Below are 23,217 nucleotides of genomic sequence, written 5' to 3'. Positions count from 1 at the left end.
TATCCTCCTATTCGGTGCAGGCTATGGTTTGCTTCCCGGTATTTCTTGCCACCCTCGTGACCAAGGACGATCGGTCCCGGCGGATTTGCAACGAAGTCGAGATCATAACGTACGACTTCATTAGAGCGAGTCTTGGTAATATTCAGCGTTGCGAGGACCCGCCGAACGTCGGCCTGCACAGTGATCATGTGCGGCGTACGTCGATGGAATTCATGTGCCTCGGCATCGCGAAAGCCTTCGATCAGAACCCGCCCTCGTCATCCTTATGGCGATGATAATCGAAGAATACGCAGTCCGGCTCATTGCATGTGGCTGCTGCCTGGCTCATCGCCTGTCATGGCGCTGACCGCTGTGAAGCACCTTCGTCGGAATACGGGCACCGGCCGGTCCTTCGCGGGTGGATTAGCACAGCCCCGGTCTTCCGCTCGTGACAGAAGCGAACGCGTCCATCGTTTTAAGCTTCACCAACACAGACGGTAGCCCGATTCGGGCTACCCGTCGTCTTGAGCGGGCTCGACTAATTGCCCGGCTTGTTTTTGATCGCAGCATCGATCTGCCTCTTCACAGTCTCCAGGTTGAAGGAGGCCGGATCCTGCATCGGCGGATAGTCAACCGCCGTGAGAGCAAGTTTGGCGACTTCCTGCTGAACGCTGACGAATCGCCAGAACTCGCGCGCAAAGAAGTCATTCATGTAGCCTCCACCAAGGTCATTGAGGCTTTGCTCGCCAATTGACGGTGTCCGTTCGAAGGGATCCTGACGGATATTGACCATAGTGGGCATGTCCGTTGTTACCTTCGCACCGGGCCAACCCTGCGGCTGTTGAAAGAACTGAAACTTGAAGTTGTCGATGCGTACGGCACCCAGATGAGGGCCACCGAAGTAGAAAAATTCATGACGTGCGGACGGCGAATTGCCCTCCAACAGGTCCAGCTGGTTGTAGCCATCGAGGTGGTTCTTGTAGGTCCTGTCGCCCAGCTTCACGCCCTTGAGCAACTGCTCGGTGATGTTGGGATTACCAGCCGCCGCCACCAACGTGGGGAACCAATCCAGGGCCGAGAAAATACCGTTCTCGACCGTGCCCGCTTTAATTTTGCCGGGCCAGCGGATGATCGCGGGTGCGCGGAAGCCGCCCTCCATGACGGTGCCCTTGGTGCCCTTGAACGGGGTCATGCCACCGTCAGGCCAGGTAAATACTTCTGCTCCGTTATCGGTCGTGAAGACGACGATGGTGTTGTCGCTCTCGCCCGCGTCCTCCACGCATTTCAGGATGGCACCGACGCTGTCGTCCATTTGCGCCATGCCGGCTTCTTCGAGACCATAATTGGTCTGGCTGTTCATCAGACTCTGGTACTTAGGCGACAGGAACGTCCAGACGTGCATGCGCGTCGTGTTGTGCCAGACAAAAAACGGTTTGCCGTCAGTTTTGGCTTTGTCCATGAAGTCGCACGAAGCCTTGACCAGCACTTCGTCGAATGTGCCCATGTCGTACTTGGCCTTGGGCGTTATGTCATGCATGTTTGGCACGTTGGACATGTCGGCGAATGGTGCCAAGGGGCCTTCATCGACAATCTTCTGCTTGCCGATCTTGCCCCAGCGCGGCTGCTGTGTCGCGTCGTCCGTGTCCGTAGCAAAGCTATGCACCAAATTGCGCGGCCCGACTTTGTCACGGTAGGACTGCTCGTTCGGAAACGAATACCAGTAGGGGTCTGACATTGCATCGAGGTGGTAAAGGTACCCGAAAAACTCATCGAAGCCATGCAGTGTCGGCAGAAACTTGTTCAGATCGCCAAGATGGTTCTTGCCGAACTGGCCGGTGGCATATCCCTCGGTCTTCAAGACGGCGGCGATGGTTGCGGCCTTGTCCGGCATACCCACATCTGCCCCCGCCTGACCGACAGTCGTCAGGCCAGTGCGCAATGGGATTTCACCGGTGATGAAACTCGCCCGGCCGGCGGTGCAACTCGCCTCGGCATAATAGTCGGTGAACATCATCCCCTCAGACGCCAGCTTGTCGAGGTTCGGTGTCTTCCCGGACATGATGCCCCGGTGATAGGCACCGATGTTGAACCAACCAACATCGTCACCCATGATGACGACGATGTTGGGTTTCGGCTGCTGTTGCTGCGCGACTGCTGGCGCAGTCAGCGCGGTCGCGAACGCGGAAGCCAGCAAACCAAAGTAAAGGTGTCTCGCACTGCTCATGATTGATACCCTCCGTTCACTTGAACTAATCGCGATTGTCTTCTCACAGCATAAGAGTACCCACCTCATGTCTGCGACGATCTGAGTTTGCGAAACTGCGCGGCACGGCGCCGCCATAGCGTGATATGCTGAGTTATGTGAATGTAGCTTTGATTACTCGCCATAGGGTGACGAGAGGCGTACCCGCCATCGAAGCGTCAATGGCTAGCGATAAAATGCTCGCTCTTGCGTCTGCCTCAATGTTGGCAGCCGTCCTAGACGCGAATATCGCACATCTTTACTTTCACCGCCAGATTGAAAGCCGTTGTCGCGCCGCCCGAGTGACCGGAGCTTACTACGTGGGACTTTCACGATAGTGCCGAGGCCACACTAGGCAGCGGGCGCAAAGGTGTCGTCCGGGGTCGTCCGGGTAGCGACTAGGTTGATGCCACTTGACCGTCCTAGTCGGCGCTTGCCACCTTCTGCGCGGCAAGTGGCGGAGCTGCCTTCAGCGCCTGTCCAAGATCCTTGAGAATGCGCGTCGAATCGACCGAGAGCATCCGCGGGCGAACGAGGGGAGGCGGGCTGCCTTCCTCCGGCTTGGTGGCAACGGTCTTCACCGTCTTGTCGGGCGGCAGCGGCTGCGTGCCGGGGATCTGCCGGAGCGTGATGCCCTGGTGGGCGTAGTCCATGGCGCGCTTGAAGGTCATGGCCGGCAGCGAACCGCCGGTCATCTTGTTGGTCGAGGTGTAGTCGTCGTTGCCGAACCAGACGGCGGCGGTGTAGTTGCCAGTGTAGCCGATGAACCAGGCGTCGCGATAGGCTTGCGTCGTGCCCGTCTTGCCGGCCGTCAGGATGTTGTTGTCGAGGGCTGCCTTGCGCGCAGTGCCGACATAGGGAACGCGCGACAACATCTGGTTCATGTAGGTATCGGCCTTCTCGGAGAGCACCCGCTTGGCGGGCGGCTCGTCACGGTCGAAGTCGTAGAGGACATCGCCGCCGTAATCGAGGACCTGCGTGATACCGTGACGGCGCGACTGGTAGCCGCCCGCCGGGAAGACGGCATAGGCGGTTGCCTGGTCGAGCACGGTCACTTCAGAGGTGCCGATCGGGATCGTCACGTCGTCGCGTACCGGTGATTCGACGCCGAGATTCTTCGCCATGGCGCGGATCGGCTGGATGCCGAGCTTCTCCTTGGCGAGGCGCACCGGGATGGTGTTGATCGACTGGGCAATGGCGGTCGCGATGGTGACACGGCCGGCATATTTGTTGGCGTAGTTGTGCGGGCTCCAGTTGCCCCAGTAGATCGGCGCATCGACGACGATGGTGTCGGGTGTCATGCCGTTCTCCATCGCCACCGAATAGGTGTAGACCTTGAAGGACGAGCCCGGCTGGCGCAGCGCCCTGGTGGCGCGGTTGAACTGGCTTTCACCGTAGTCCCTGCCACCGACCATGGCCCGCACCGCACCGCCATTTTCGATCACGACCATCGCGCCCTGCTTGGCGTGATAGCTCTCGCCATATTCGCGTAGCGACGTTTCGACGGAATCTTCTGCGGCGCTCTGCAGCCCCATGTCGATCGTGGTCCGGACGACGAGCGAATGCTGATGGAAGCGCGGTGACAGCCGCATCACCTCGTCAAAGGCCCAATCGAGGAAGAAATCGGGCGATTCCACCTGGTTGCGGTCGACCACCGTCGCCGGATTGCGCCGGGCGGCGATCACCTGGCCTTCAGTCATCAAGCCGCTTTGGACGAGGTTGGTTAGCACCTCGTTGGCGCGACCGCGCGCCGCCGGCAGGTTGACGTGCGGCGCATATTTCGCCGGCGCCTTGAACAGGCCGGCAAGCATCGCGGATTCGGCCAGATTGACATCGGTGATGCTCTTGCCGAAATAGAACTGCGCCGCCGCAGCAGCACCAAAGGTGCCGCCGCCCATGTAGGCGCGGTCGAGATAGGTGGAGAGAATTTCCTTCTTGGAGAGGTTGGCTTCGAGCCACAACGCCAGGAAGGCTTCCGTGATCTTTCGGTCGATCGAGCGCTCGTTGGAGAGGAACAGGTTTTTGGCGAGCTGCTGCGTCAGCGTCGAGCCGCCCTGTACGACTTCGCCAGCTTGAGCGTTGGTGACCACCGCGCGGAAGAGGCCGATGACGTCGATGCCGAAGTGGTCGAAGAAGCGGCGGTCCTCGGTCGCCAGCACCGATTTGATCAGTGCGTCAGGCAGTTCGTCGATCGGCACGGAATTCTGGTGGATGACGCCGCGATGGCCGATGACGTTGCCGTAGCGATCAAGAAAGGTGACGGCGTAGTCGCCGCGATTGCGCCAATCTTCCTTGGTAGCCTCGAAGGCCGGCTGGGCAAGGGTCAGCATCAGGACGGCGCCGACGGCGCCGAGCGTTAGGCCTTCGCCGCCGAGTTCGAAGACGATGCGCTTCCAGCCGCGAACGCGGAAGCGGCGAAAGAAGATGGTGATGTCTTCCCAGATCTCGGCCGAGCGAAAACCGGCGTTCCAGATGGTCGAATCGATCCACGAGTCGATCTTCAAAAGCAGGTGGCGTTGCTTGCGCGGCCGTTTTTCTGGATTGTCCGGATCCGTCACGTCTTATATTCCCGCCCGATCAGTCACTTCGACGTCGGAGGAACCTGACGCCGGACTATGGCAAACTGCCGACAGTGCCCCGGAGTAGCCGGAGCTTGGTAAATCATTGGTTGATTTGCCTGACGAGAACAAGAGAAATGGAAGCTCTCACGCGATTTTGCGAGGAGCTGTTGCAAGAACGGAATGATGGAAGAAATACCCTTCTGGAAGACGAAGACGCTCGCCGAGATGACGACGACGGAATGGGAGAGCGTATGCGACGGCTGCGGCCTCTGTTGTCTCAACAAGCTCGAGGAGTGGGATAGCGGCGACATCTACTTCACCTCGATCCGCTGCAAGCTGCTCGATGACCAGAGCTGTCGCTGTTCCTCCTACGAGAACCGCTGGGATTTTGTGCCCGATTGCGTTCAGCTCTCCAAGGAAAACGTCGACGAGATCGCCTGGCTGCCGCCGACCTGCGGCTACCGGCTGATCAACGAGGGGCGCGATCTCTACTGGTGGCATCCGCTGGTGTCAGGCGATCCCGAGACGGTGCATGCGGCCGGCATTTCGGCGCGTGGCCGGACGATCGACGAGACCGAAGTCGATGTCGACGACTTCGAGGATTACGTGGTGGATTGGCCGCTGACGGTCGGCGACGAGGCGCAGGCCAGGGAGCCGAAGGCGGCTAAGTAGCGCTGGCCTGATCGGTCGTCTCAAGGAATTGCTTTAGTTCGCCGCGAACATAGTGCTCGATCGAGCCGTGCGGCTCGAAGCCCCACCAGAGCAGGCAGCCCTGCCATTGGGAGAGCGTCAACCTGCCAAGCGGCCTTTGCGTCCCTTCTGCGTGAAGGCACCGGTCGAGCGCTGCGGCCAGTGTCTTGCCCCAGGCTGCACCGCGAGCGCGCAAGGCCGGATCGCGCAGATCCTCTCTCAGCAGCAGCAAGCCCTCCGCATAGGAGGTGGCATCGTCGCCGTAGTCCTTCGAAAGGCCGGCGAGCAGGTCAATGGCGCCCGCGGGCGTCGTCGGAACGGACTGGATCAGCCGGGCCGTTTCCATATCCAGCCGGTCCCAGGCGCGCAGCAGGCAGGCCCGCAGCATCGCCGCTTTGGTGCCGAACCGCTGCACGAGCGTCGAACCCGAAAGACCGCTGATCTTAGATACCGCGCCGAAGCTTGCCGCATCCGGGCCTTCCGCGTGGACCAGCCCGAGCACCATGTCGAGAAGCTGTTCGTCCGAAAGCGTGCGGGGGCGCGGCATGAAAATTTCCTCTTGCGTTTGCATTCAATATGAACGAACGTTCGTTTATATTCAAGTGGAGCAATCAGAACCGACCCGGGCCGGTTCCAGCGTGGAGGAGAAGCCAATGACAGCAGACCTTTCGGGAAAGATTGCCCTCGTTGCCGGCGGCACCCGCGGTGCCGGTCGTGGCATTGCCGTGGAGCTTGGGGCTGCCGGCGCCACGGTCTACGTTACCGGCCGCACGACGCGGGCGGAGCAATCGGAATACGGCCGCCCTGAGACGATCGAGGAGACCGCCGAGATGGTCACGGCTGCTGGCGGCGAGGGGATCGCCGTTCGCGTCGACCATACCGTTCCGGCAGAGGTCACGGCGCTGGTTGAGAGGATCCGCTGCGAGCGGGGCCGGCTCGACATCCTCGTCAACGATATCTGGGGCGGCGAGCATCTGACGGAATGGAACAAGCCGGTCTGGGAGCATTCGCTGGAGAAGGGGCTGCACATGCTGCGGCTGGCGATCGACACGCATCTGATCACGGCGCACTACGCGTTGGCCCTGATGATCGAGCGCCCCGGTGGCTTGATGGTCGAGCTGACCGACGGAACGGCCGAATACAATGCCACCCACTACCGTCTCTGTCCCTATTACGACCTCGTTAAGACGGGCGTCATCCGCATGGCCTGGGCGCATGCAAAGGATCTCGCGCCGCACGGTGCGACCGCCGTTGCGCTGACACCTGGCTGGATGCGCTCGGAAATGATGCTCGATAACTACAGCGTGCGGGAGGAGAACTGGCGCGATGCGACGGCGGTGCAGCCGCACTTCGTCATCTCCGAGACGCCGCGCTTCACCGGCCGGGCAGTCGCCGCGCTCGCCGCCGATCCCGGGCGCGCCCGTTGGAACGGCCAGTCGCTATCGAGCGGCGGGCTCGCCAAGGTCTACGGCTTCGACGACGTGGACGGTTCGCGGCCAGATTGCTGGCGCTACATGGACGAGGTGATGGAAGCCGAAAAGCCGGCCGACGCCACCGGCTACCGCTAGATCGAATTAGCCGGACGGGATGATAACGAACTGTCTTTGCAGCGTTTTCGGCGCGACGTTCCGCCATGCCTTGCGCACCAGATCCTGCACCAGTTCGTCGCTTGCCTTGCCATAGAAGAGCCGGGTCGAACCGCGCAGTCCCCAACCGCCCGGCACCGCAGCCACATCGTCGGGTGCCACCGCCAGCGTCATGTGCTGCTGGTCGGGTGTCAGGCGGACGACGCAGTAGTCCTGATCCGGCATCGTCAGGAATATCTTGCTGCGCACGCGGAAATCGCGCGTGCCATGATGCGCGCTCTCGACCGCCTCCGGCAGGCTGAGCGCAAAGGAAATGAGCTCTTCCTGGTTCATGGTGATAGAATTAGCACATGCTGATGGACGCGGGCCAATCAGAAAAACTCACGCAGCCGCCGCAGTCGCGGAAAATTTTCATGAGATAGGAAAATAATCCTTGATGATGACGGTCGTTTGATAGGGTTATGGCATAGTCGGAAAGTTGCGGGCGTGGCACAATGCTCGGGCACCTTTCTGGATCTGAAAGCCGGGCGTTCGACCAGGCTTTTGTGTTTCTGGTCGCCAGGGGAAAATTGGTCGCCCGAGAGGTTCGCGATGATCGAGACGCATCGGCGATGCGTGGCATCGATGCTGAAGAGCATCGACGAGAGCCTGCCGGTCTCGACCGTGCGCGCGACGCGCGGTAAATACTTAAGGGCCGAACCGGTTTCGTTCGGCCGTTCGCCCGACCGGCTGGATGCGCTGGTCTGGGCGTTGACGGCACTGATGCTGGAGGTACGTCGACAACGCCGGGTGAGGGGTGTCTGAAGAACTAGCGTTGAGGTTGCGGTTGTGCCGGGCGCGGCGCCTGCTGCTCTGGGCGAACCTGACGCCATTCGTTTTCTAGCTGGTCGACGACATGCTGGGGAATGGTCGGCTGATTGCTGTTGGCAGGTTGCTGCATGCTCTCCTCCGAGGGCTTGATTTAACGGTGAGTTAATCACTGGCACGGCTTAAACTGCGTGTAAATCAGGCGCTTAAACACTTTAAACGATTGAATTAATTTTAATCGATTGAGGCGCAAAGCGCCGTACCACTTTTTGAGGCTGACATCATGGTTATCCACATCGACAGGCCTTTCTTCTTCGACACGGTGCGCGACGCCCTGTTCAAGGGAACGCTTAATCAGCCGCAGGTGGAGGGCATGACGGCGATTCTCGACTTTTGGGAGGCGCGGATGGCGGAGGCCGATCCGCGCTGGCTCGCCTACATCATGGCGACCGCCTATCACGAGACGGCCTATACGATGCAGCCGGTACGCGAGACGCTGGCGACGACCGATGCCCGGGCGATCGAGATCCTGGAGAATGCCTATGCGGGCGGCAAGCTCTCCTGGGTGAAGACGCCCTACTGGCGGCCGGACGAGGACGGCAAGTGCTGGCTTGGCCGCGGGCTGGTTCAGCTTACCCACAAGCGCAACTACGAGGCCATGAGCCTGTTGACCGGCATCGATCTGGTGGCCGAGCCCCACCGCGCAATGGAGATGGACGCCGCCGTTTCGATCCTGATCGAGGGCATGGTGCGGGGCTCCTTTGCCAATCACAAGCTCGCCGACCACCTGAACGAGACGACCGACGACTGGGTCAATGCGCGCCGCATCGTCAACGGCACGGATCGGGCGGAGAAGCTGGCCGGCTACGGCAAGACCTTCCTTGCGGCCATCCGCCGCGAACAGCCGGCAGGCCTGCTTGCGCCGTTGAAGGTCTGGCTCCTGCGTGCTATCGCGCGGGTCTTCGGCTAGATCCTCACAGGAGTTCCGCGTGATCCGCCACATCGTCTTCTTTACAGCGCCTGCGGACCAACTGGAAAAGGTGCGCGCCGGCCTGTCGATCCTGACGGCGATCCCGCACGCCCGCCTGCTGGAGATCGGCACCAACATCAAGACCGACCAGCTCGGCACCGAGGTCGATCTGGTGGTCTACGGCGAATTCGACGACGAGGCGGCGCTTGCCGCCTACAAGGCGCATCCCGAGTATCAGCGTTCCATCGACCTCGTGCGCCCGATCCGCGAAATGCGGATGGCAGCGGACTACGAGAGCGATGCGGCGGTAAAGCAGCCCGTGGGGTGAAGTCGACTTTCCAGCGCGGGTGATCGATCAGCCGTGATACACATTGCGACTGACACTTCCGTTTTAACCGAGGGGCATGCTGGGCTGCACCCGTGATGCGGATGGGGTTCCCCGAAACCGCCCGCCGTGGGCTGATGACTCCGATCGATGGCTCGATAGTCTTGACGACTGTCGCGGCGTTTTGTCGTTGATAGGAGTTGGTATGTCTTTTTCTTCGTGTGTCGTTATCGTTTTGGGCGGAGCAATCGGCCCGTTCCTCCGCTATTTTGTGTCGGTGATGGACGCACCCATCAGCAAGGTCCTGCCGTGGGGCACCATCCTCATCAACATCTCGGGCTCGTTCGTTACCGGCCTGTTTGGGACGGTGACGCTTGCCTCGGGTCGGTTTCCCCTGTCCGAGAACTGGCGGTTGTTCGTGATGATCGGATTGTGCGGCGGCTACACCACGTTTTCGTCATTCGGTCTGCAGACGCTCGATCTGATGCGGGCAGGAGCAATGCCGCGGGCCATGCTCAACATGCCTTGTCGGTCACCCTCTGCATTGCGGCAGTCGCGGTCGGTTACCTCATCGCGTCGCGCCTCAACGGTGCCACCAAACGGATTGCCCAACTCGTCATCGAGGAGGAGAAAGGCTGGCCCGCCATTCAGACGTAGTCTATTAGTAGTCCCGCTGGATCGAAAATCGGCTGGATTGCACACCAACGGCACAAGGCGGGTCATTTTGACTTAGACTTAAGTCGTCCGCGCGGTTCGTTTGGGTCGGGTACTACTCATTCTCCCGGATGAGCTCGGCAACCTTGGCCGAATCCAGATATGCACGCACTTCGACGATCGTGTTGCCGGCAAATCTTATGATCCAGCAGTAGCGGTTATCGAAACGCATGCCGTTCTTTGCCACCGCATTGGACATGAGCTCCACGATTGCCGTGTCTCCCGACATCAGGAGATTGGTGACTTGAAGCTGCGTTCCGCCGGGAAGGAGCTTGTTCAACCGTGCAAACGTGGCTGCCCGGAATTCCTGTTTGGAGTGATAGCGGCCTGCCAGCGGATGCGTTCCCATGACGGTCCAGTCGACGTCTTCGGAGACGTGGTCGAAGGAGGCGTCGCCGTCGCCGTGCTCGAGACTGGCAAAGATCGCACGTATTTTTGCTTCATCGGCCATGTGTGCCCCCAAAAGACCGGTACCGCCAGCGCTGCGTCGAAGATAGGCGGCTCCGGCTGGGAAGTCCACCGCGGCGGCCCCTGCGATCCATGCCGCCATGTGAACCAGGGTTGCTGCCTGGAAAGTCGCCTCCAAAACCATAGGAACAAGACCATGAAACTCCGATCTCTCCTGCCGTGGAGCGCCGCGGCGGGCCGCAAGACAGTGCCGAAAGAAAGGCTGCTGGCGGCTTCATGTCGCTGGCCGCGGAAGGGCGGGCGAGCTGGACGGGCCGCTCCTACGCCGCGTTGTCGCGGGAAGGCGCTTCATGAAGAACCCGGTCGCGCCGCAGCGTCCGGGGATCGCCGAAACTGCGGCCTCGGTGCCATGATTGCTGTACGAGAGCGATCGCGAGCGGCCGGATCATGCGGTGCTCTCGCTGCTCAGCCAGCCGAACGGGCGCATGGGCAGGCCTGATTTCCTCGAGGCGCTCTATGGGCATCTGCTTCTGTCGGGGCAACGCCTATGTCGAGCCGCTGCTGGTCGGCGGAAACCTGCACGAGATGCATCTGCTGCGGCCGGACCGGATCGGCCTCGTCGAGGGCAGGGATGGCCGGCCCGAGGCTTATGACTGGCGCCGGCGGTACCGCGCGCGGCTTTCCGGCCGAAACGGACGGGCTTGGCCTACTGCATCTTAAGCTGTTCCATCCGCTTGATGATCACCTCGGCTTCCCGCCGCTTGTGGCAGCCCAGGTGGCGCTTGACCTCGATGAGGGCTGTTCCGGCCCGATGCGCGCCGGTCGCCCGCTGCTTCTCGAAGGCGGGCTCGACTGGAAGTCGATGGGACTGTCGCCGAAGGACATGGACTTCGTCGAGGCGCCCCACGGCGCCGCCCTCGACATCGCACTTGCCTGCGGCGTGCCGCCGATGTTGCTTGGCATTCCCGGCGACAACACCTTTGCCAATTATCAGGAAGCGAACCGTGCCTTCTATCGACTGACCGTCCTGCCGATGCTGACGCACCGCCGCGTCGGTCTCGGCCTGGCTCTGCGGATATTACGAGGACCGCCGGCGGCTGGAACCCGACCTCGACAAGGTCGCCGGCCTCGCGGCGGAGCGCGATCAACTCTGGACGCGGCTGGGAAGCGCTGCGATGAGCGCAGGCAATGAACTGTTGACGGCGATCATACACGTCTGACCGGGGATAGCGAACTTCTCGGCATGGTCGGCGAGGACGGTATCCGCGATCGGCTGCAGACGGCATGGAAGCTCCCTTGCGTCCTGATCAGCGAGCTCGTCAGCAACGACTATTTGACTTCGACGGAGGCCAGTGAGGAGCATCTGTTCGCTCTTGAAATCTGGATCGACGCCGGGGGACGAAAGCAGGCGCAGCTGGTGGCTGGACGTCTCCATGCGCTGCTGCAGGATGCGGCGCTCGATCTTGGCTCCATCACCTCGTCAGCCTGCTGCATCTGAGGACACAGAGCCGCCGCGAACCGAAGACGAAGCTTTATGTCGCCGAGTTGGGCTTCCGGGCCGTGACGGAGCGGTTGTCGCTGCCATTTCGCAGTGATGGTGCTTCGCGATCTACTCTTCGAAGCGGCTGGTGGCGTCCCGATCGCGTTCGTAGTGTCTCGACAGCGGAAAGGGTGGCAGCCAGGACTCGCGGCGGACGGTCCAGAGTTCGTAGGTTGGTTTCAACTGGTTGGGAGCATCGAGCGATCCGAGGTTCACTTCGACTTCATCTGCGGAGCGTCCGAAAGCCGGGGAGCCGCAGCGGGGACAGAAGAACCGCCCTTCATAGTCATGTGTTTCGCCTTCGACCGTCACCGCATCCTGAGGAAAGATCGCGGATGCGTGAAAAAGCGCCCCGTGATGCTTGCGGCAGTCGAGGCAATGACAAATGCCGACCCGATAGGGACGCCCAGATGCCACAAGTCGGACGTTGCCGCAGCGGCAACCGCCAGTGAACCGGTCCATGTTGCTTCTCCTCCAAGATCAAACGGCGGACTGTTTACACCGAAGATAGGACGACAACCTCAAATTTCTCGCCCATTGCCGCACGCGCAGCAGCGTTCATCTCGCTCAAGTCTGCGCGCATAGCCTGGTTGCCGCCTTGACCTGTGCAGCGAGCATAAGCACGAAGCCGAGCGACACGACCCCGAGCGCGGCGCATGTCGCGATCGCGGTTCCGGCGCCGGCGCGATCGAGGATCGCCGTGAAGACGACGGGCGCGATGGCGTTGGCGAGGTTTTGCGGCAGCGACAGGCGGGCAGATTGCAATCCGAATTCGCGCGGTGAGAAGAGGGCGAGTGGCAGCAGTGCGCGAGCGACGGTCATGACACCGGAGCCGAAGCCATAGAGCAGGATGAAGCTGATCAGCAGCGGCGTCGAAGGCGGTATCACCAGCATCATCAGGAAGCTTGATACCATCAGGGTCACGCCCATCGCGGCGCTGAGGATCGGATTGCCGCGGCGGCCGAGGAGCATATCCAGGAAGCGGGCGGAAATACCGATCACGCCACGAGCCGAACCGAGCTGCAATGCCAGCGCCGGCGAGGCGCCGGACTGCCGGAGTATTTCGAGCAGCGATGGCGATACGCCGAAGGTGACGAAGGTCGAGATCGTCGTAGCCGCAGCAATCAGCAGGAAGGCCTTGCGTTGTCCCGAGGGGGAGAGCGGTACCGGCGCTTCCTGCGCGGTGGCTCCATCCGCAGCAAAGGCTATAGGCTTCGGCAGAGCGAAAAGATGCAGTGGCAGGCAGACGAAAAACTGCAGCGCCGCGCAGACCAGAAACGTCATGCGCCAGCCGACGCTAGCGTTGAGCAGGCTGAGGATCGGCCAGAAGATTGCACTCGAAAGGCCGGTGAACAGCATGAGGATGGCAATCACCCGTTTGCTGTCAGGTCCGGCGCGCTCGACGACAGCGGTATAGGCCGGGGCGGAAAGACCGAAGGCACCGCCGGTGCCGATGGCAATCCAGGCAAGCACATAGAGAATGATGCCCCGCGCGGTAGCTAACAGCAGCGGGCCGATCGTGAAGGTGATCGAAGCGACGGCGAGCACCCGTGCGGCTCCATGTCGGTTCAGCATACGACCGGTCGCAGGCCCGGACAGGGCGCTGACGATCATCATGATGCTCAGCCCCGCGAAGATCACCTCGTTCGGCAATCCGAGATCGGACGCGACGACGCGGCCCATGACGCCGAGCATGTCGAAGCTGGTGCCCCAGCCGATCAGCTGTGTGACGGCAAGGACGGCAACCGTCTGCGCGGAGCGCAGGGGGATGGATCGAGACATAGACGGGCTTTGGGGCGAATGGGACAGGGGCAAGGGAGGTCGTAGCAGCTTCGCCGACAGGTTGAAAGTAACAAGTGGATGACGCCAACGGGCGCCGGCGACGCCTGACTTCTCGGCCGAAGCTGTCGCTCAAGAGTTTGATCGCCGGTCGCAGCTTCGAGCACAATCGGCCATTGTGATTACATGTTGGCTCTATTGGCGTAAGTTACATGGGTTGCGACTCAGCAAGACAGGCGGACAGTGAAAATCTTCTTCGATGTCGACGGTGTGCTGATCGATGGATGGCACGCTAATCCGGAACTGCGCAAGCCTTGGGATATGACAATCGAAGAAGATCTGGGTGTGGATCGCGACGCGTTCCAACAGCTCTTTTTCGGAACGCCGGGTGCTCGCTCCCAGAGCCGAATGTTTGCATGCGTGACTGGACAAAGCGATTTGAAGGCAGCGCTCGCCGAAGTGCTTCCGCAGGTCGGTTATGCAGGCAGCGTGAACTCCTTCATGCAGTACTGGTTTGAGAAAGATTCAAAGCTCAATGCATCGGTTATCGGGCTTGTGTCCGAGCTGCGCCAGGCAGGCGATATAAAGCTGTATCTGGCAACCGGCCAGGAACATTACCGGGCACGATATCTGTGGAACGACCTTGGCCTTTCCCGGCTTTTCGACGGCATTTTCTACAGCGCCGAGATCAGGCATCCCAAAAAGGATGTCCGCTTCTTCGAGGCCATCAACGCCGCGCTAGGGATCTCCGGCGATGAGCGCCCGCTGTTTTTCGACGATCAGCCCGAGATTGTAGCGCTGGCGGCGCAGGCCGGATGGGATGGCAGGGCCTTTTCCTGTGAGCGGGACATCCGACAGCATCCGCGTCTGCGCGGGCAGTGGCCGTAGGTGGCCAACGCACCGGAGCAAAGCTCCTATTTGGAAGTGCAGGACGGCGCCTTCGAGCTCCTCTTTTGCGGGCTGATATCAGTCGTCGCGTCAATGTTGCATTTTGCGGGTATCGATCTTGCTGCGGCCGACAAAAGCCAGTTGGTGGACTCGATCGTGAATATAGCCGGTGTGCTTGGCGGTCTGCTGGCCGTCTATGGGCGAGTGGCCGCCAAGGCGGCTATCAAATCCGTCGGTTGAAGCCGGTGCGGCGAGCGGGCACTCTCGTTCGCTGCGCTGCATTTTCGAACACGCGTGGCGCGAAATCAGAATTGTTCTAAGCATCAGGGATTACAAGGCATTCATTTGCCATTCAGGTCGCTTGAGTACATAGTCTGGGCCAAGTTAGTATCCATTGAAAGCATTGCACATGGCCTCTCCCTTGAGCGTCGCAGCGCTAGCCGCCGGGCTGGCGATAACGTCGCCCTCACCGGATAATCCGCGTACCCTGACGGTGCGCGTTGCAGGCGATTGCAGCGAGGCCGCGCGTGAGGTTGTGGAAAAAACGGGAGGCCAGCTCCTTTCCGTCCAGCCTTTGGGCGATAGCTGCATCATTACCGTTCTCGTCCAGGGCAACGGCCAGCGCCCGCGCAAGGTAACCGTCAAGGTTCCGATGTAGGCAGAATCGGCCTATCTAGACGCCGAAGAGATCAAGCGGAGTAAAGCGGACCGATGCGCATTCTGGTAGTCGAAGACGATGTTAACCTGAACCGGCAGCTCAGCGATACGCTCAAGGAAGCTGGCTATGTCGTCGATCAGGCGTTTGACGGCGAGGAGGGGCACTTCCTCGGCGACACCGAGCCCTATGATGCGATCATCCTCGATATCGGCCTGCCGGAGCTGGACGGCGTGACGGTGCTTGAGAAGTGGCGCGGCGCAGGTCGCGGCATGCCGGTGCTGATCCTCACGGCTCGCGACCGATGGAGCGACAAGGTCGCCGGCATCGATGCCGGCGCCGACGACTATGTCACCAAGCCTTTCCATGTCGAGGAAGTGCTGGCACGGATCCGCGCCCTGATCCGCCGGGCGGCGGGGCATTCTTCGTCCGAGATCATCTGCGGCCCAGTGCGCCTCGATACCAAGAGCTCGAAGGCCACGGTCAACGGCGTGGCGCTGAAGCTGACCTCGCATGAATATCGGCTGCTTTCCTATCTCATGCATCACATGGGCGAAGTGGTTTCGCGCACCGAGCTGGTCGAACATATGTACGATCAGGATTTCGACCGCGATTCCAACACGATCGAGGTCTTCGTCGGGCGCCTTCGCAAGAAGATGGGCGTTGACCTGATCGAAACGGTGCGCGGGCTCGGCTACCGCATCCAAGCGCCGAACAATGCGAATTAAATCGCTTACTGCACGCGTTCTGCTGCTGACCACGATCTGGTCGACCGTCGCGCTCGTGGTCATCGGCCTGCTGATCTCGACGCTGTATCGGAAGAGCGCTGAGCGCGGTTTTCAGGACCTATTGCGTGCCCAGCTCTATAACGTCGTCAATTCAGTGACGATCGGCGATCAGGGGGCACTCAGCGGTAGCCCGCAGCTCGGCGACCTGCGCTTTGCACAGCCGAAGACGGGCTGGTACTGGCTCGTCGAGCCGCTCGGCACCTACACGGCTCCGCCCCTGGTGTCGCCGTCACTTGGCTCGATCTCGATCCCTGTTCCCTCGGTTCTCGAAGCGCCCTTCGACAAGAACTACGAGCGTTACTACCAGGTAACCGATGCCTCGGGGAACCGTATCCACGTTGCCGAGACCGAAGTCGTTCTGGATACCGATGGCCGTGCTGCGCGCTTCCGCGTTACCGGCAACGTTGATGTTGTCGAAGACGACGTTCGCAATTTTTCCCACAGCCTCTATCTGGCACTGGCCGGCTTCGGTGTCGGCAGTCTGATCGTCAACGCACTGGCCATTCTCTATGGCCTCAAGCCGCTCGACAAGGCGCGCGCCGCGCTTGAACGCATTCGCGCCGGCGAGAGCGAGCAGTTGAAGGGCGCGTTCCCGCGCGAAATCCTGCCGCTCGCCAACGAGGTCAACGCGCTGATCGACAGCAATCGCCGCATCGTGGAGCGGGCACGCATGCAGGTCGGCAATCTCGCCCACTCCCTGAAGACGCCGATTGCCGTGCTGCTCAACGAGGCGCGCGTCCTGGAACGCTCTCACGGTGATCTCGTGCGCAGCCAGGCAGAGGCGATGCAGGGTCAGGTGCAGTCGTATCTGAATCGCGCCCGAATTGCCGCACAACGCGAATCCGTGCTCGCCCGCACCGATGCCGAGCCGGCGCTGGAACGGCTGGTGCGGGTGATGCGGCGCTTGAACGTCGACAAGGAGTTCGAACTCACGGTGGCGCCCCCGCATCTCGCGGTTGCCATGGAGCAGCAGGACCTCGAAGAGGTCGTTGGCAACCTTCTCGAGAATGCTGCGCGTTTCGCGGCGACCAAGATTCGCGTTTCCGTCACGGAGGCGCCCGAAGACATCAAGGGCGCGGAGGGTAGCGGGCGTCGCCACTGGGTCGAGCTTGTTGTCGAGGACGATGGACCGGGACTCGAGCCGGATCAGATCCGCGAAGCGCTGAAGCGTGGCAAGCGGCTGGATGAAAGCAAACCAGGCACCGGGCTTGGGCTGTCCATCGTGACCGAGATTTCCAACGAGTATCAGGGGCGGCTCGAATTGTCCCGCGGGGAGTGGCAAGGTTTAAAGGCTCGGCTTATTTTGCCGGGCATCACAAAGGATGTTGCGTGAGCAATTGCTTGATGTCACATAGACCTAGGCGATTGCATAGCATGCTTTGCCTTATTGCCGACACGGCTTGGTGCGCGTGTGGCTCGTTGATTGACATCTGATTCTGGTTCGGCTGAATGATGCTACGTTCGCAAGGCATGATTGTTTCCTCGCTTCTCGTCGCCATGACGCTTTCCGGGTGCCAATCGACGAAGAGCGGTGGCTCCGGCGGTCTTTTCTCGCGGAAGCCGCCGGCTTCGGCCACCTATATTGGGGCGTTGCAGGGTGGCATCATCGGTCGCAGCGGCGTGGAACTCAGCGATAGCGACCGCCAGCGCGCTCTCGAAGCCGAGTATCGTGCCTTGGAAGGCGCCGGTGTCGGGCAGCCTGTCGTCTGGAGCGGACGTAACGTCAGCGGCAAGGTTGTCGCGGCTGCGCCCTATCAGGTCGGCTCGCAGAACTGCCGTCAGTATACACACAGCGTGACCATCGATGGCAAGGAGACGGTGGCGCGCGGCTCTGCCTGCCGAAACGACAATGGTAGCTGGTCGCCGCTGGGTTAGCCGGTTTCGCTGCATCGAGGAGACGATAGGATGAGCCGCTTACTGCATATTGCGGCCAAACGCCTCAAATAATCGTCATTGCGGCTTTGCTTGTTGGAATAGATGTTCGCTTCGAGTATTTGGCGCCTATGCTCTTCTGGATTCTTGTGGCCGCTCTGACGGCCACCGTCGCTGCCATTCTGCTTTATCCGCTTTTGCGTGGCGCCAAAGCGGTCGATGACACGCGTGCCGGGGAGGCCGCCGTCTATCGCGATCAGCTGCGCGAACTCAATCGCGACCTCGCCGGCGGACTGATCTCAGCCGATGAAGCGGATTATGCGCGGGCCGAAATCGGCAGACGCCTGATCACAGCCTCGGCCGCGCCGGTCACCGATCGCAAGCTTTCTAAGCATCACCGTCTCTCCGAAGCCTTTGTGCTGCTGATGTTGCCGATCGTGGGGCTCTGTCTTTACATTCTGGTCGGGCGACCGGATTTGCCGTCGCAGCCGCTGGAAGCCCGACTTCAAAACCCCGGCAACGACATGGCGATCCTGGTCGCCAAGGCCGAGCGGCACCTGGCGCAGAATCCCGATGACGGCAAGGGCTGGGACGTGCTGGCGCCGATCTACTTCAACACCATGCGCGTTGCCGATGCCGAGAATGCCTACCGGAATGCGATCCGCATGCTCGGGCCAAGCCCGGCGCGGCTGGACGGGCTTGCCGAGACGCTGATGGCGACCTCGAACGGCGTCGTCACCGAAGATGCGCGCAAGGTGCTGGAGCAGTCGCTTCAGCTGCAGCCCGATAATCCGAAGGCAAGCTTCTATATTGCGCTCGGCATGGAGCAGGCAGGCCGGTCTGCAGAGGCAAAGGTCGCCTTTGAAGCCCTTGCCAAGCAATCACCCGCCGACGCGCCATGGATGGCGCTTGTTGCCGAGCATATTGCAAAGAATGGCGGCGCATTGCCAAGCGGCGCTGCCAACGCGCCGGGCAATCCGACGCAGGCGGACGTTGCGGCCGCCGAGAACATGAACGCTGGCGACCAGCAACAAATGATTGAGGGCATGGTGGAAAGCCTCGATGCCAAGCTCACCGAAGACCCGAACAATCTTGAAGGCTGGTTGCGGCTTGTCCGCTCTTATGTCGTATTGAAGGACAAGGATCGTGCGGTTGGAGCTCTGAAGCGCGGACTGGCAGCGTTTCCGGCAAGCAGCGAGCAAGGCAAGCAACTGCTGGCGCTGGCACGAGAGCTCGACATCGCGACAGAAGGAATGACGGAATGACGCGCAAGCAGAAGCGCTTGGCAATCATCGGCGCCGGCATGAGTTTCATCATTGCCGCCGTGTTGCTCGTCATGTTCGCCTTCAGCCAGTCGGTGGCCTATTTCTATATGCCGGCGGATATCGCAAAGAATCCGGTGCCACCCGGAACCCGGATCCGGCTCGGCGGTCTTGTCGGCGAGGGGAGCATCGTGCGTGGCGCGGGATCGACGGTGCAGTTTGCCGTGACCGACGCGACGGGCGACCTTGTGAGGGTACGATATACCGGCATTCTCCCCGATCTCTTTCGCGAGGGGCAAGGGGTGGTGACCGAGGGCCGTTTCGAAACCGGCAGCAACGTCTTTACCGCCGACACCGTGTTGGCCAAGCATGATGAAAAGTACATGCCGAAGGAAGTCGCCGACAAGCTGAAGGCGCAAGGGCTCTGGAAGGAAGGGGAGGCAGCGCAATGATCATCGAGATCGGCCACTACGCTCTCATTCTTGCGCTTGCGACGGCGCTTGTGATCTCCGTTGTTCCGGTAGTCGGTGCAAGACGTCTCGACCGTGCGATGATGGACGTCGCGTCCGTCGGCTCCCTGGCGATGTTTGCACTGGTGGCCTTCTCGTTCGCCGTCCTGACCTACGCTCACGTCGTCTCCGACTTTTCGGTGGCGAACGTCTGGGAGAACTCGCACTCGCTGGTGCCGCTGCTTTTCAAGTTTTCCGGCGTGTGGGGCAATCACGAAGGTTCGATGATGCTTTGGTTGCTGATCCTGGCGCTGTTCAGCGCTCTGGTGGCAGCCTTCGGCCGCAATTTGCCCGACACGTTGCGGGCCAACGTGCTTGCGGTACAGGCTTGGATATCGGTCGCTTTCATCCTGTTCATCCTACTCACGTCCAACCCGTTCATGCGCCTGGATCCGGCTCCGGCAGAGGGAAAGGACCTGAATCCGGTCCTGCAGGACGTCGGGCTCGCGATCCACCCGCCACTTCTTTACCTTGGCTACGTCGGCTTCTCCGTCTGCTTCTCCTTTGCCGTCGCGGCCCTTCTCGAAGGGCGCATCGATGCGGCCTGGGCGCGCTGGGTGCGGCCGTGGACGCTGGCTGCCTGGACCTTCCTGACGCTCGGCATCGCCATGGGCTCCTATTGGGCTTATTATGAGCTCGGCTGGGGCGGCTGGTGGTTCTGGGATCCGGTCGAGAACGCATCGTTCATGCCGTGGCTTGCCGGGACCGCGCTGTTGCACTCGGCTCTCGTCATGGAAAAGCGCGAGGCGTTAAAAATCTGGACGGTTCTGCTGGCCATCCTGACGTTCTCGCTGTCGCTGATGGGCACTTTCCTTGTACGATCGGGTGTTTTGACCTCGGTGCATGCCTTTGCCAGCGATCCCTCGCGCGGTGTCTTCATCCTGTGCATTTTGCTGGTTTTCATTGGCGGGGCACTGTCGCTCTTCGCGTTCCGCGCGCCGCGGCTTTCGGCCGGGGGCTTGTTCGCCCCGATTTCGCGCGAAGGGGCGCTCGTCCTCAACAACCTCATTCTCACGGTGGCTTGCGGAACGGTGCTGACCGGCACGCTCTATCCGCTGCTATTGGAGACGCTGACGGGCGACAAGATCTCGGTCGGGCCCCCCTTCTTCAACCTGACCTTCGGACTGTTGATGGCGCCGCTGCTGGTCATCGTGCCCTTCGGTCCTCTGCTTGCCTGGAAGCGCGGTGACTTGCTTGCTGTTCTTCAGCGGCTCTATCTGCTCGCGATCCTGGCCTTTGTCGCGGCGGTCGCGTTCTTTTATGTCGAGCATGGGGGGCCGGTGCTTGCCGTGCTCGGGCTGGCTGCCGCTTTTTTCCTGATTTTCGGCGCGATTACCGATCTTTGGTATCGCGCGGGCGTGGGCAAGGTTGCAGCTTCAGTCGCCTGGAGGCGCCTTGCCGGTCTGCCGCGCTCGGCTTTCGGCACGGCGCTCGCCCATGCCGGGCTTGGCGTGGCCGTCCTCGGCATCGTTGTGGTGACCACTTTTGAAACCGAGCATGTGGTCGAAATGAAACCCGGCCAGACCGTAGAGGCCGGAGCCTATTCCGTGCGCTTTGACGGCATAAGGCCGGCAAACGGGCCGAATTACAGTGAGGAGCGCGGCCACTTCAGCATCGGTCGCGGTGGCGTGGAAGTCGCGGATGTATGGTCGTCCAAGCGGATCTACACGGCGCGCCAGATGCCGACGACGGAGGCTGGCATTCTGACCTTCGGCCTTAGCCAGCTCTATATGTCACTGGGGGATGTGACGAACGACGGCGGCATGGTGGTGCGCATCTGGTGGAAGCCTTTCATCCTCTGCATTTGGGGTGGCGCAGTGATCATGGCGATCGGAGGGTTCGTCTCGCTGAGCGACCGGCGCCTGCGGGTCGGGGCCCCGAGCCGGAAAGCAAAGCCGGCGCGTCCGGCCATGGAGCCGGCGGAATGATCCGGCATTTCCTCCTCGTGTTGGCCGTGGTTCTGTCGTCGGCGCCTGCTTTTGCCGTCAATCCGGACGAGGTTCTTGCTGATCCGAAGCTCGAGGCGCGGGCCCGTGCGATTTCGGCGGAACTACGCTGCATGGTCTGTCAGAACCAGTCCATCGACGATTCCAATGCCGAGCTTGCCAAGGATTTGCGCCTTCTGGTGCGCGAGCGGCTGACTGACGGCGACACCGACGAGCAAGTCATGAACTACATCGTCTCGCGATACGGTGAGTTCGTGCTCTTGAAGCCACGGTTTGAAATGAAGACGATCCTGCTTTGGGGCGCGCCGATCCTGCTGGTTGTTGCAGGTGGCATCTCGCTGGTCGTCTTCGCGCGAAAGCGGGCGGGCAGACCGACGGGCTCCAAGTTGACCGCCGAAGAGCAGGCCCGCTTGAACCAATTGCTGGATGAATGACCTAAGGTCGTCCGCGCAGGCGGTTACGCGCCACTGACGCGACGAGCACTGCGGTAAATGCCAGCACGACCCAGCCGGCAGCCAACGGTCCTGCCGATGGCGAGTACACATCCATTACCGCGCCCACCGAGGATGAGCCCACAGCGCTGCCGACCGCATAGGCAAGGGCGAAGGCTGCACTTCCCGCGACAAGCGTGTCTCCCGCGTAGCGCTCGCCGAGAATTGTCAGGGCGCAGGTGTAGAGCGAAAAACTCGCTGCTCCCATGATGCCGAACATCACCAGAATCGCTGCCTGCGACTGAAGAAACGGGATTGCGATGAAACTCAGTCCCGCCAGCAGGCCAGAGCAGATCGCGACGCCGAGCCGCGAGGTCTTGTCGAGAAGCCAGCCGACCACCGGTTGGGCAAGCGCGGTTGGCAATGCGAGCATCGTAACGCTGACGGCGGCGAACGCCTCGGAATAGCCGAGCCGGACGAAATAGACCGGCATGGCTGAGATGGCGGCAATATCGGCGAATGCAAATGCGACCACCATGCAGATCAGCATCGGCGCGCTTTTGACAAACTTGAAAAGGGCGCCTGATGCGGCCTGTTCGGGAAGCGTCCGTGCTCGCCTGGTGAGGATAATCGTCAGAAAGGCGACGCAGGCGACGTAGACGGCAAGCAGAGCGAAGGCAAAGCCTTGCTCCGTGCCGAAGATCGGAATGACCAGCGGACCCGCGGCAAAGCCGCCGCACATGCCGGCCCCATAGAGGCCGGAGACGCGCCCGCGCAGGCGGTCAGGGCAGGCCGTGTTGAGCCAGGCCTCGCTCAACATGAAAATCAAACTGACGAAGAAGCCGAGAAAAAACCGGGCGATGCACCAGACCCAGAAGATGTCGAAGGTCGCGAAGGTGGAGAGGCTGGCGGCACAGCCGATCAGACCCGCAACGATCAGCCGATCGCCACGCATCTTTCGCGACAGCCACGTCACCGCGAACGTCGCCACAGCCAGACCTGCCGCAAAGCAACCGGCGTTGAAGCCGATGAGGCTCGGCGAAACATTGCGATGCTCGAGGACGAGAGAAATCAGCGGGTAGGTCAGTCCCTGTGCCACCGCGAAGGCGGTGACGCCGAAGATGACGGCAGCGAGCGCAGCGGTATCGGGCGCAAAATCCTCTCCCGTGACCACATGGGCCATGGTTTCGTCCTCCTCCGGTTGTAGGGAGGAGGCTTATCGACTCCCGACGCTTTCGTCGAGAGAGACTGCCGCACGGGATCGA

At 61.3% G+C, this 23,217-nt stretch carries 24 protein-coding genes, 2 pseudogenes and 1 riboswitch; of the genes and pseudogenes, 18 read left to right on the top strand and 8 right to left on the bottom strand.

Annotated features, from left to right (window positions below):
• Nucleotides 1-517: 517 nt before the first annotated feature.
• Nucleotides 518-2,203: an arylsulfatase gene (locus K9B32_RS22425; RefSeq protein WP_224566119.1), complete on the bottom strand. Its 1,686-nt coding sequence runs from the start codon at nucleotides 2,201-2,203 to the stop codon at nucleotides 518-520.
• A 440-nt stretch (nucleotides 2,204-2,643) separates the two neighbouring features.
• The gene (locus tag K9B32_RS22420; protein WP_224566117.1) at nucleotides 2,644-4,779 is read right to left on the bottom strand and encodes a transglycosylase domain-containing protein; all 2,136 of its coding nucleotides are present in this window, start codon (nucleotides 4,777-4,779) and stop codon (nucleotides 2,644-2,646) included.
• 186 nt (nucleotides 4,780-4,965) lie between these two features.
• Here K9B32_RS22420 and K9B32_RS22415 point away from each other — a divergent pair, with 186 nt between their 5' ends.
• The gene (locus K9B32_RS22415) at nucleotides 4,966-5,454 is read left to right on the top strand and encodes a YcgN family cysteine cluster protein (RefSeq protein WP_224566237.1); all 489 of its coding nucleotides are present in this window, start codon (nucleotides 4,966-4,968) and stop codon (nucleotides 5,452-5,454) included.
• Here the strand turns inward: K9B32_RS22415 and K9B32_RS22410 are convergent.
• Entirely contained in the window at nucleotides 5,447-6,019 is a 573-nt protein-coding gene (locus K9B32_RS22410; protein ID WP_224566115.1) for a TetR/AcrR family transcriptional regulator, read from the bottom strand. The genes K9B32_RS22415 and K9B32_RS22410 overlap by 8 nt on opposite strands.
• Nucleotides 6,020-6,125: 106 nt before the next feature.
• On the opposite strand from K9B32_RS22410, the gene K9B32_RS22405 reads away from it, so the two are divergent.
• A complete protein-coding gene (locus tag K9B32_RS22405) occupies nucleotides 6,126-7,040 on the top strand; it encodes an SDR family oxidoreductase (protein WP_224566113.1) in 915 nt (304 codons plus the stop codon).
• Between the two features lie 6 nt (nucleotides 7,041-7,046).
• On the opposite strand, the gene K9B32_RS22400 is transcribed toward K9B32_RS22405, so the two are convergent.
• Nucleotides 7,047-7,391, bottom strand: coding sequence for an MmcQ/YjbR family DNA-binding protein (locus K9B32_RS22400; protein ID WP_224566111.1), 345 nt, complete (start codon nucleotides 7,389-7,391; stop codon nucleotides 7,047-7,049).
• 282 nt (nucleotides 7,392-7,673) lie between these two features.
• Between K9B32_RS22400 and K9B32_RS22395 the strand changes: the two are divergent.
• From K9B32_RS22395 to crcB, 4 genes and pseudogenes are all read left to right on the top strand, one after another.
• A pseudogene (locus K9B32_RS22395) lies at nucleotides 7,674-7,862 on the top strand (DNA-packaging protein); the annotation flags it as partial.
• Between the two features lie 286 nt (nucleotides 7,863-8,148).
• Nucleotides 8,149-8,835 (top strand): hypothetical protein, encoded by a 687-nt coding sequence (locus tag K9B32_RS22390; RefSeq protein ID WP_224566109.1) that lies wholly within the window; start codon nucleotides 8,149-8,151, stop codon nucleotides 8,833-8,835.
• 19 nt (nucleotides 8,836-8,854) lie between these two features.
• Nucleotides 8,855-9,163: a Dabb family protein gene (locus tag K9B32_RS22385; RefSeq protein WP_224566107.1), complete on the top strand. Its 309-nt coding sequence runs from the start codon at nucleotides 8,855-8,857 to the stop codon at nucleotides 9,161-9,163.
• 103 nt (nucleotides 9,164-9,266) lie between these two features.
• Nucleotides 9,267-9,305: riboswitch (Fluoride riboswitch) on the top strand.
• A 60-nt stretch (nucleotides 9,306-9,365) separates the two neighbouring features.
• Nucleotides 9,366-9,817, top strand: a pseudogene (gene crcB, locus K9B32_RS22380) (fluoride efflux transporter CrcB).
• 112 nt (nucleotides 9,818-9,929) lie between these two features.
• On the opposite strand, the gene K9B32_RS22375 reads toward crcB, so the two are convergent.
• Nucleotides 9,930-10,325, bottom strand: coding sequence for a nuclear transport factor 2 family protein (locus tag K9B32_RS22375; RefSeq protein WP_224566106.1), 396 nt, complete (start codon nucleotides 10,323-10,325; stop codon nucleotides 9,930-9,932).
• 588 nt (nucleotides 10,326-10,913) lie between these two features.
• Here K9B32_RS22375 and K9B32_RS22370 point away from each other — a divergent pair.
• Nucleotides 10,914-11,474 (top strand): phage portal protein, encoded by a 561-nt coding sequence (locus K9B32_RS22370; RefSeq protein WP_224566104.1) that lies wholly within the window; start codon nucleotides 10,914-10,916, stop codon nucleotides 11,472-11,474.
• Between the two features lie 51 nt (nucleotides 11,475-11,525).
• A complete protein-coding gene (locus tag K9B32_RS22365; protein WP_263491053.1) occupies nucleotides 11,526-11,780 on the top strand; it encodes a DUF3168 domain-containing protein in 255 nt (84 codons plus the stop codon).
• Between the two features lie 111 nt (nucleotides 11,781-11,891).
• On the opposite strand, the gene K9B32_RS22360 is transcribed toward K9B32_RS22365, so the two are convergent.
• Together K9B32_RS22360 and K9B32_RS22355 are read right to left on the bottom strand one after the other, a co-directional pair.
• The gene (locus tag K9B32_RS22360; protein WP_224566102.1) at nucleotides 11,892-12,284 is read right to left on the bottom strand and encodes a GFA family protein; all 393 of its coding nucleotides are present in this window, start codon (nucleotides 12,282-12,284) and stop codon (nucleotides 11,892-11,894) included.
• A gap of 105 nt (nucleotides 12,285-12,389) precedes the next feature.
• Entirely contained in the window at nucleotides 12,390-13,604 is a 1,215-nt protein-coding gene (locus K9B32_RS22355; RefSeq protein ID WP_224566100.1) for an MFS transporter, read from the bottom strand.
• 240 nt (nucleotides 13,605-13,844) lie between these two features.
• On the opposite strand from K9B32_RS22355, the gene K9B32_RS22350 reads away from it, so the two are divergent.
• The 10 genes from K9B32_RS22350 (at nucleotide 13,845) to K9B32_RS22305 (ending at nucleotide 21,955) form a co-directional block, all read left to right on the top strand.
• The gene (locus tag K9B32_RS22350; protein ID WP_224566098.1) at nucleotides 13,845-14,489 is read left to right on the top strand and encodes an HAD family hydrolase; all 645 of its coding nucleotides are present in this window, start codon (nucleotides 13,845-13,847) and stop codon (nucleotides 14,487-14,489) included.
• Nucleotides 14,490-14,729, top strand: a complete 240-nt coding sequence (locus tag K9B32_RS22345; RefSeq protein WP_224566096.1) for a hypothetical protein — start codon at nucleotides 14,490-14,492, stop codon at nucleotides 14,727-14,729.
• Nucleotides 14,730-14,898: 169 nt separating this feature from the next.
• Complete coding sequence (locus K9B32_RS22340; protein ID WP_007801209.1) at nucleotides 14,899-15,147, top strand: hypothetical protein; 249 nt, start codon at nucleotides 14,899-14,901, stop codon at nucleotides 15,145-15,147.
• 53 nt (nucleotides 15,148-15,200) lie between these two features.
• Entirely contained in the window at nucleotides 15,201-15,872 is a 672-nt protein-coding gene (locus K9B32_RS22335; protein ID WP_018860060.1) for a response regulator transcription factor, read from the top strand.
• The gene (locus K9B32_RS22330) at nucleotides 15,862-17,265 is read left to right on the top strand and encodes a sensor histidine kinase (protein WP_224566095.1); all 1,404 of its coding nucleotides are present in this window, start codon (nucleotides 15,862-15,864) and stop codon (nucleotides 17,263-17,265) included. Before K9B32_RS22335 ends, K9B32_RS22330 begins: the two co-directional genes overlap by 11 nt.
• A gap of 116 nt (nucleotides 17,266-17,381) precedes the next feature.
• The gene (locus K9B32_RS22325) at nucleotides 17,382-17,807 is read left to right on the top strand and encodes a hypothetical protein (RefSeq protein ID WP_224566093.1); all 426 of its coding nucleotides are present in this window, start codon (nucleotides 17,382-17,384) and stop codon (nucleotides 17,805-17,807) included.
• Between the two features lie 128 nt (nucleotides 17,808-17,935).
• Nucleotides 17,936-19,069 carry a c-type cytochrome biogenesis protein CcmI gene (gene ccmI / locus K9B32_RS22320; RefSeq protein WP_224566091.1) on the top strand — a complete coding sequence of 378 codons (1,134 nt, stop codon included), beginning with the start codon at nucleotides 17,936-17,938 and terminating at the stop codon, nucleotides 19,067-19,069.
• Entirely contained in the window at nucleotides 19,066-19,518 is a 453-nt protein-coding gene (gene ccmE / locus K9B32_RS22315) for a cytochrome c maturation protein CcmE (RefSeq protein ID WP_224566089.1), read from the top strand. Before ccmI ends, ccmE begins: the two co-directional genes overlap by 4 nt.
• Nucleotides 19,515-21,503, top strand: a complete 1,989-nt coding sequence (locus tag K9B32_RS22310) for a heme lyase CcmF/NrfE family subunit (RefSeq protein WP_224566087.1) — start codon at nucleotides 19,515-19,517, stop codon at nucleotides 21,501-21,503. The genes ccmE and K9B32_RS22310 overlap by 4 nt, the downstream gene beginning before the upstream one ends.
• Nucleotides 21,500-21,955, top strand: a complete 456-nt coding sequence (locus tag K9B32_RS22305; protein WP_224566085.1) for a cytochrome c-type biogenesis protein CcmH — start codon at nucleotides 21,500-21,502, stop codon at nucleotides 21,953-21,955. The genes K9B32_RS22310 and K9B32_RS22305 overlap by 4 nt, the downstream gene beginning before the upstream one ends.
• A gap of 1 nt (nucleotide 21,956) precedes the next feature.
• Here the strand turns inward: K9B32_RS22305 and K9B32_RS22300 are convergent, their stop codons facing one another.
• Complete coding sequence (locus K9B32_RS22300; RefSeq protein WP_224566083.1) at nucleotides 21,957-23,135, bottom strand: MFS transporter; 1,179 nt, start codon at nucleotides 23,133-23,135, stop codon at nucleotides 21,957-21,959.
• Nucleotides 23,136-23,217: the final 82 nt, after the last annotated feature.

Source organism: Rhizobium sp. 3T7, from assembly GCF_020166565.1.
GTDB lineage: Bacteria > Pseudomonadota > Alphaproteobacteria > Rhizobiales > Rhizobiaceae > Rhizobium.
The sequence above is the reverse complement of the archived record's forward strand: the minus strand, read 5'-3'. Positions and strand labels throughout refer to the sequence as shown.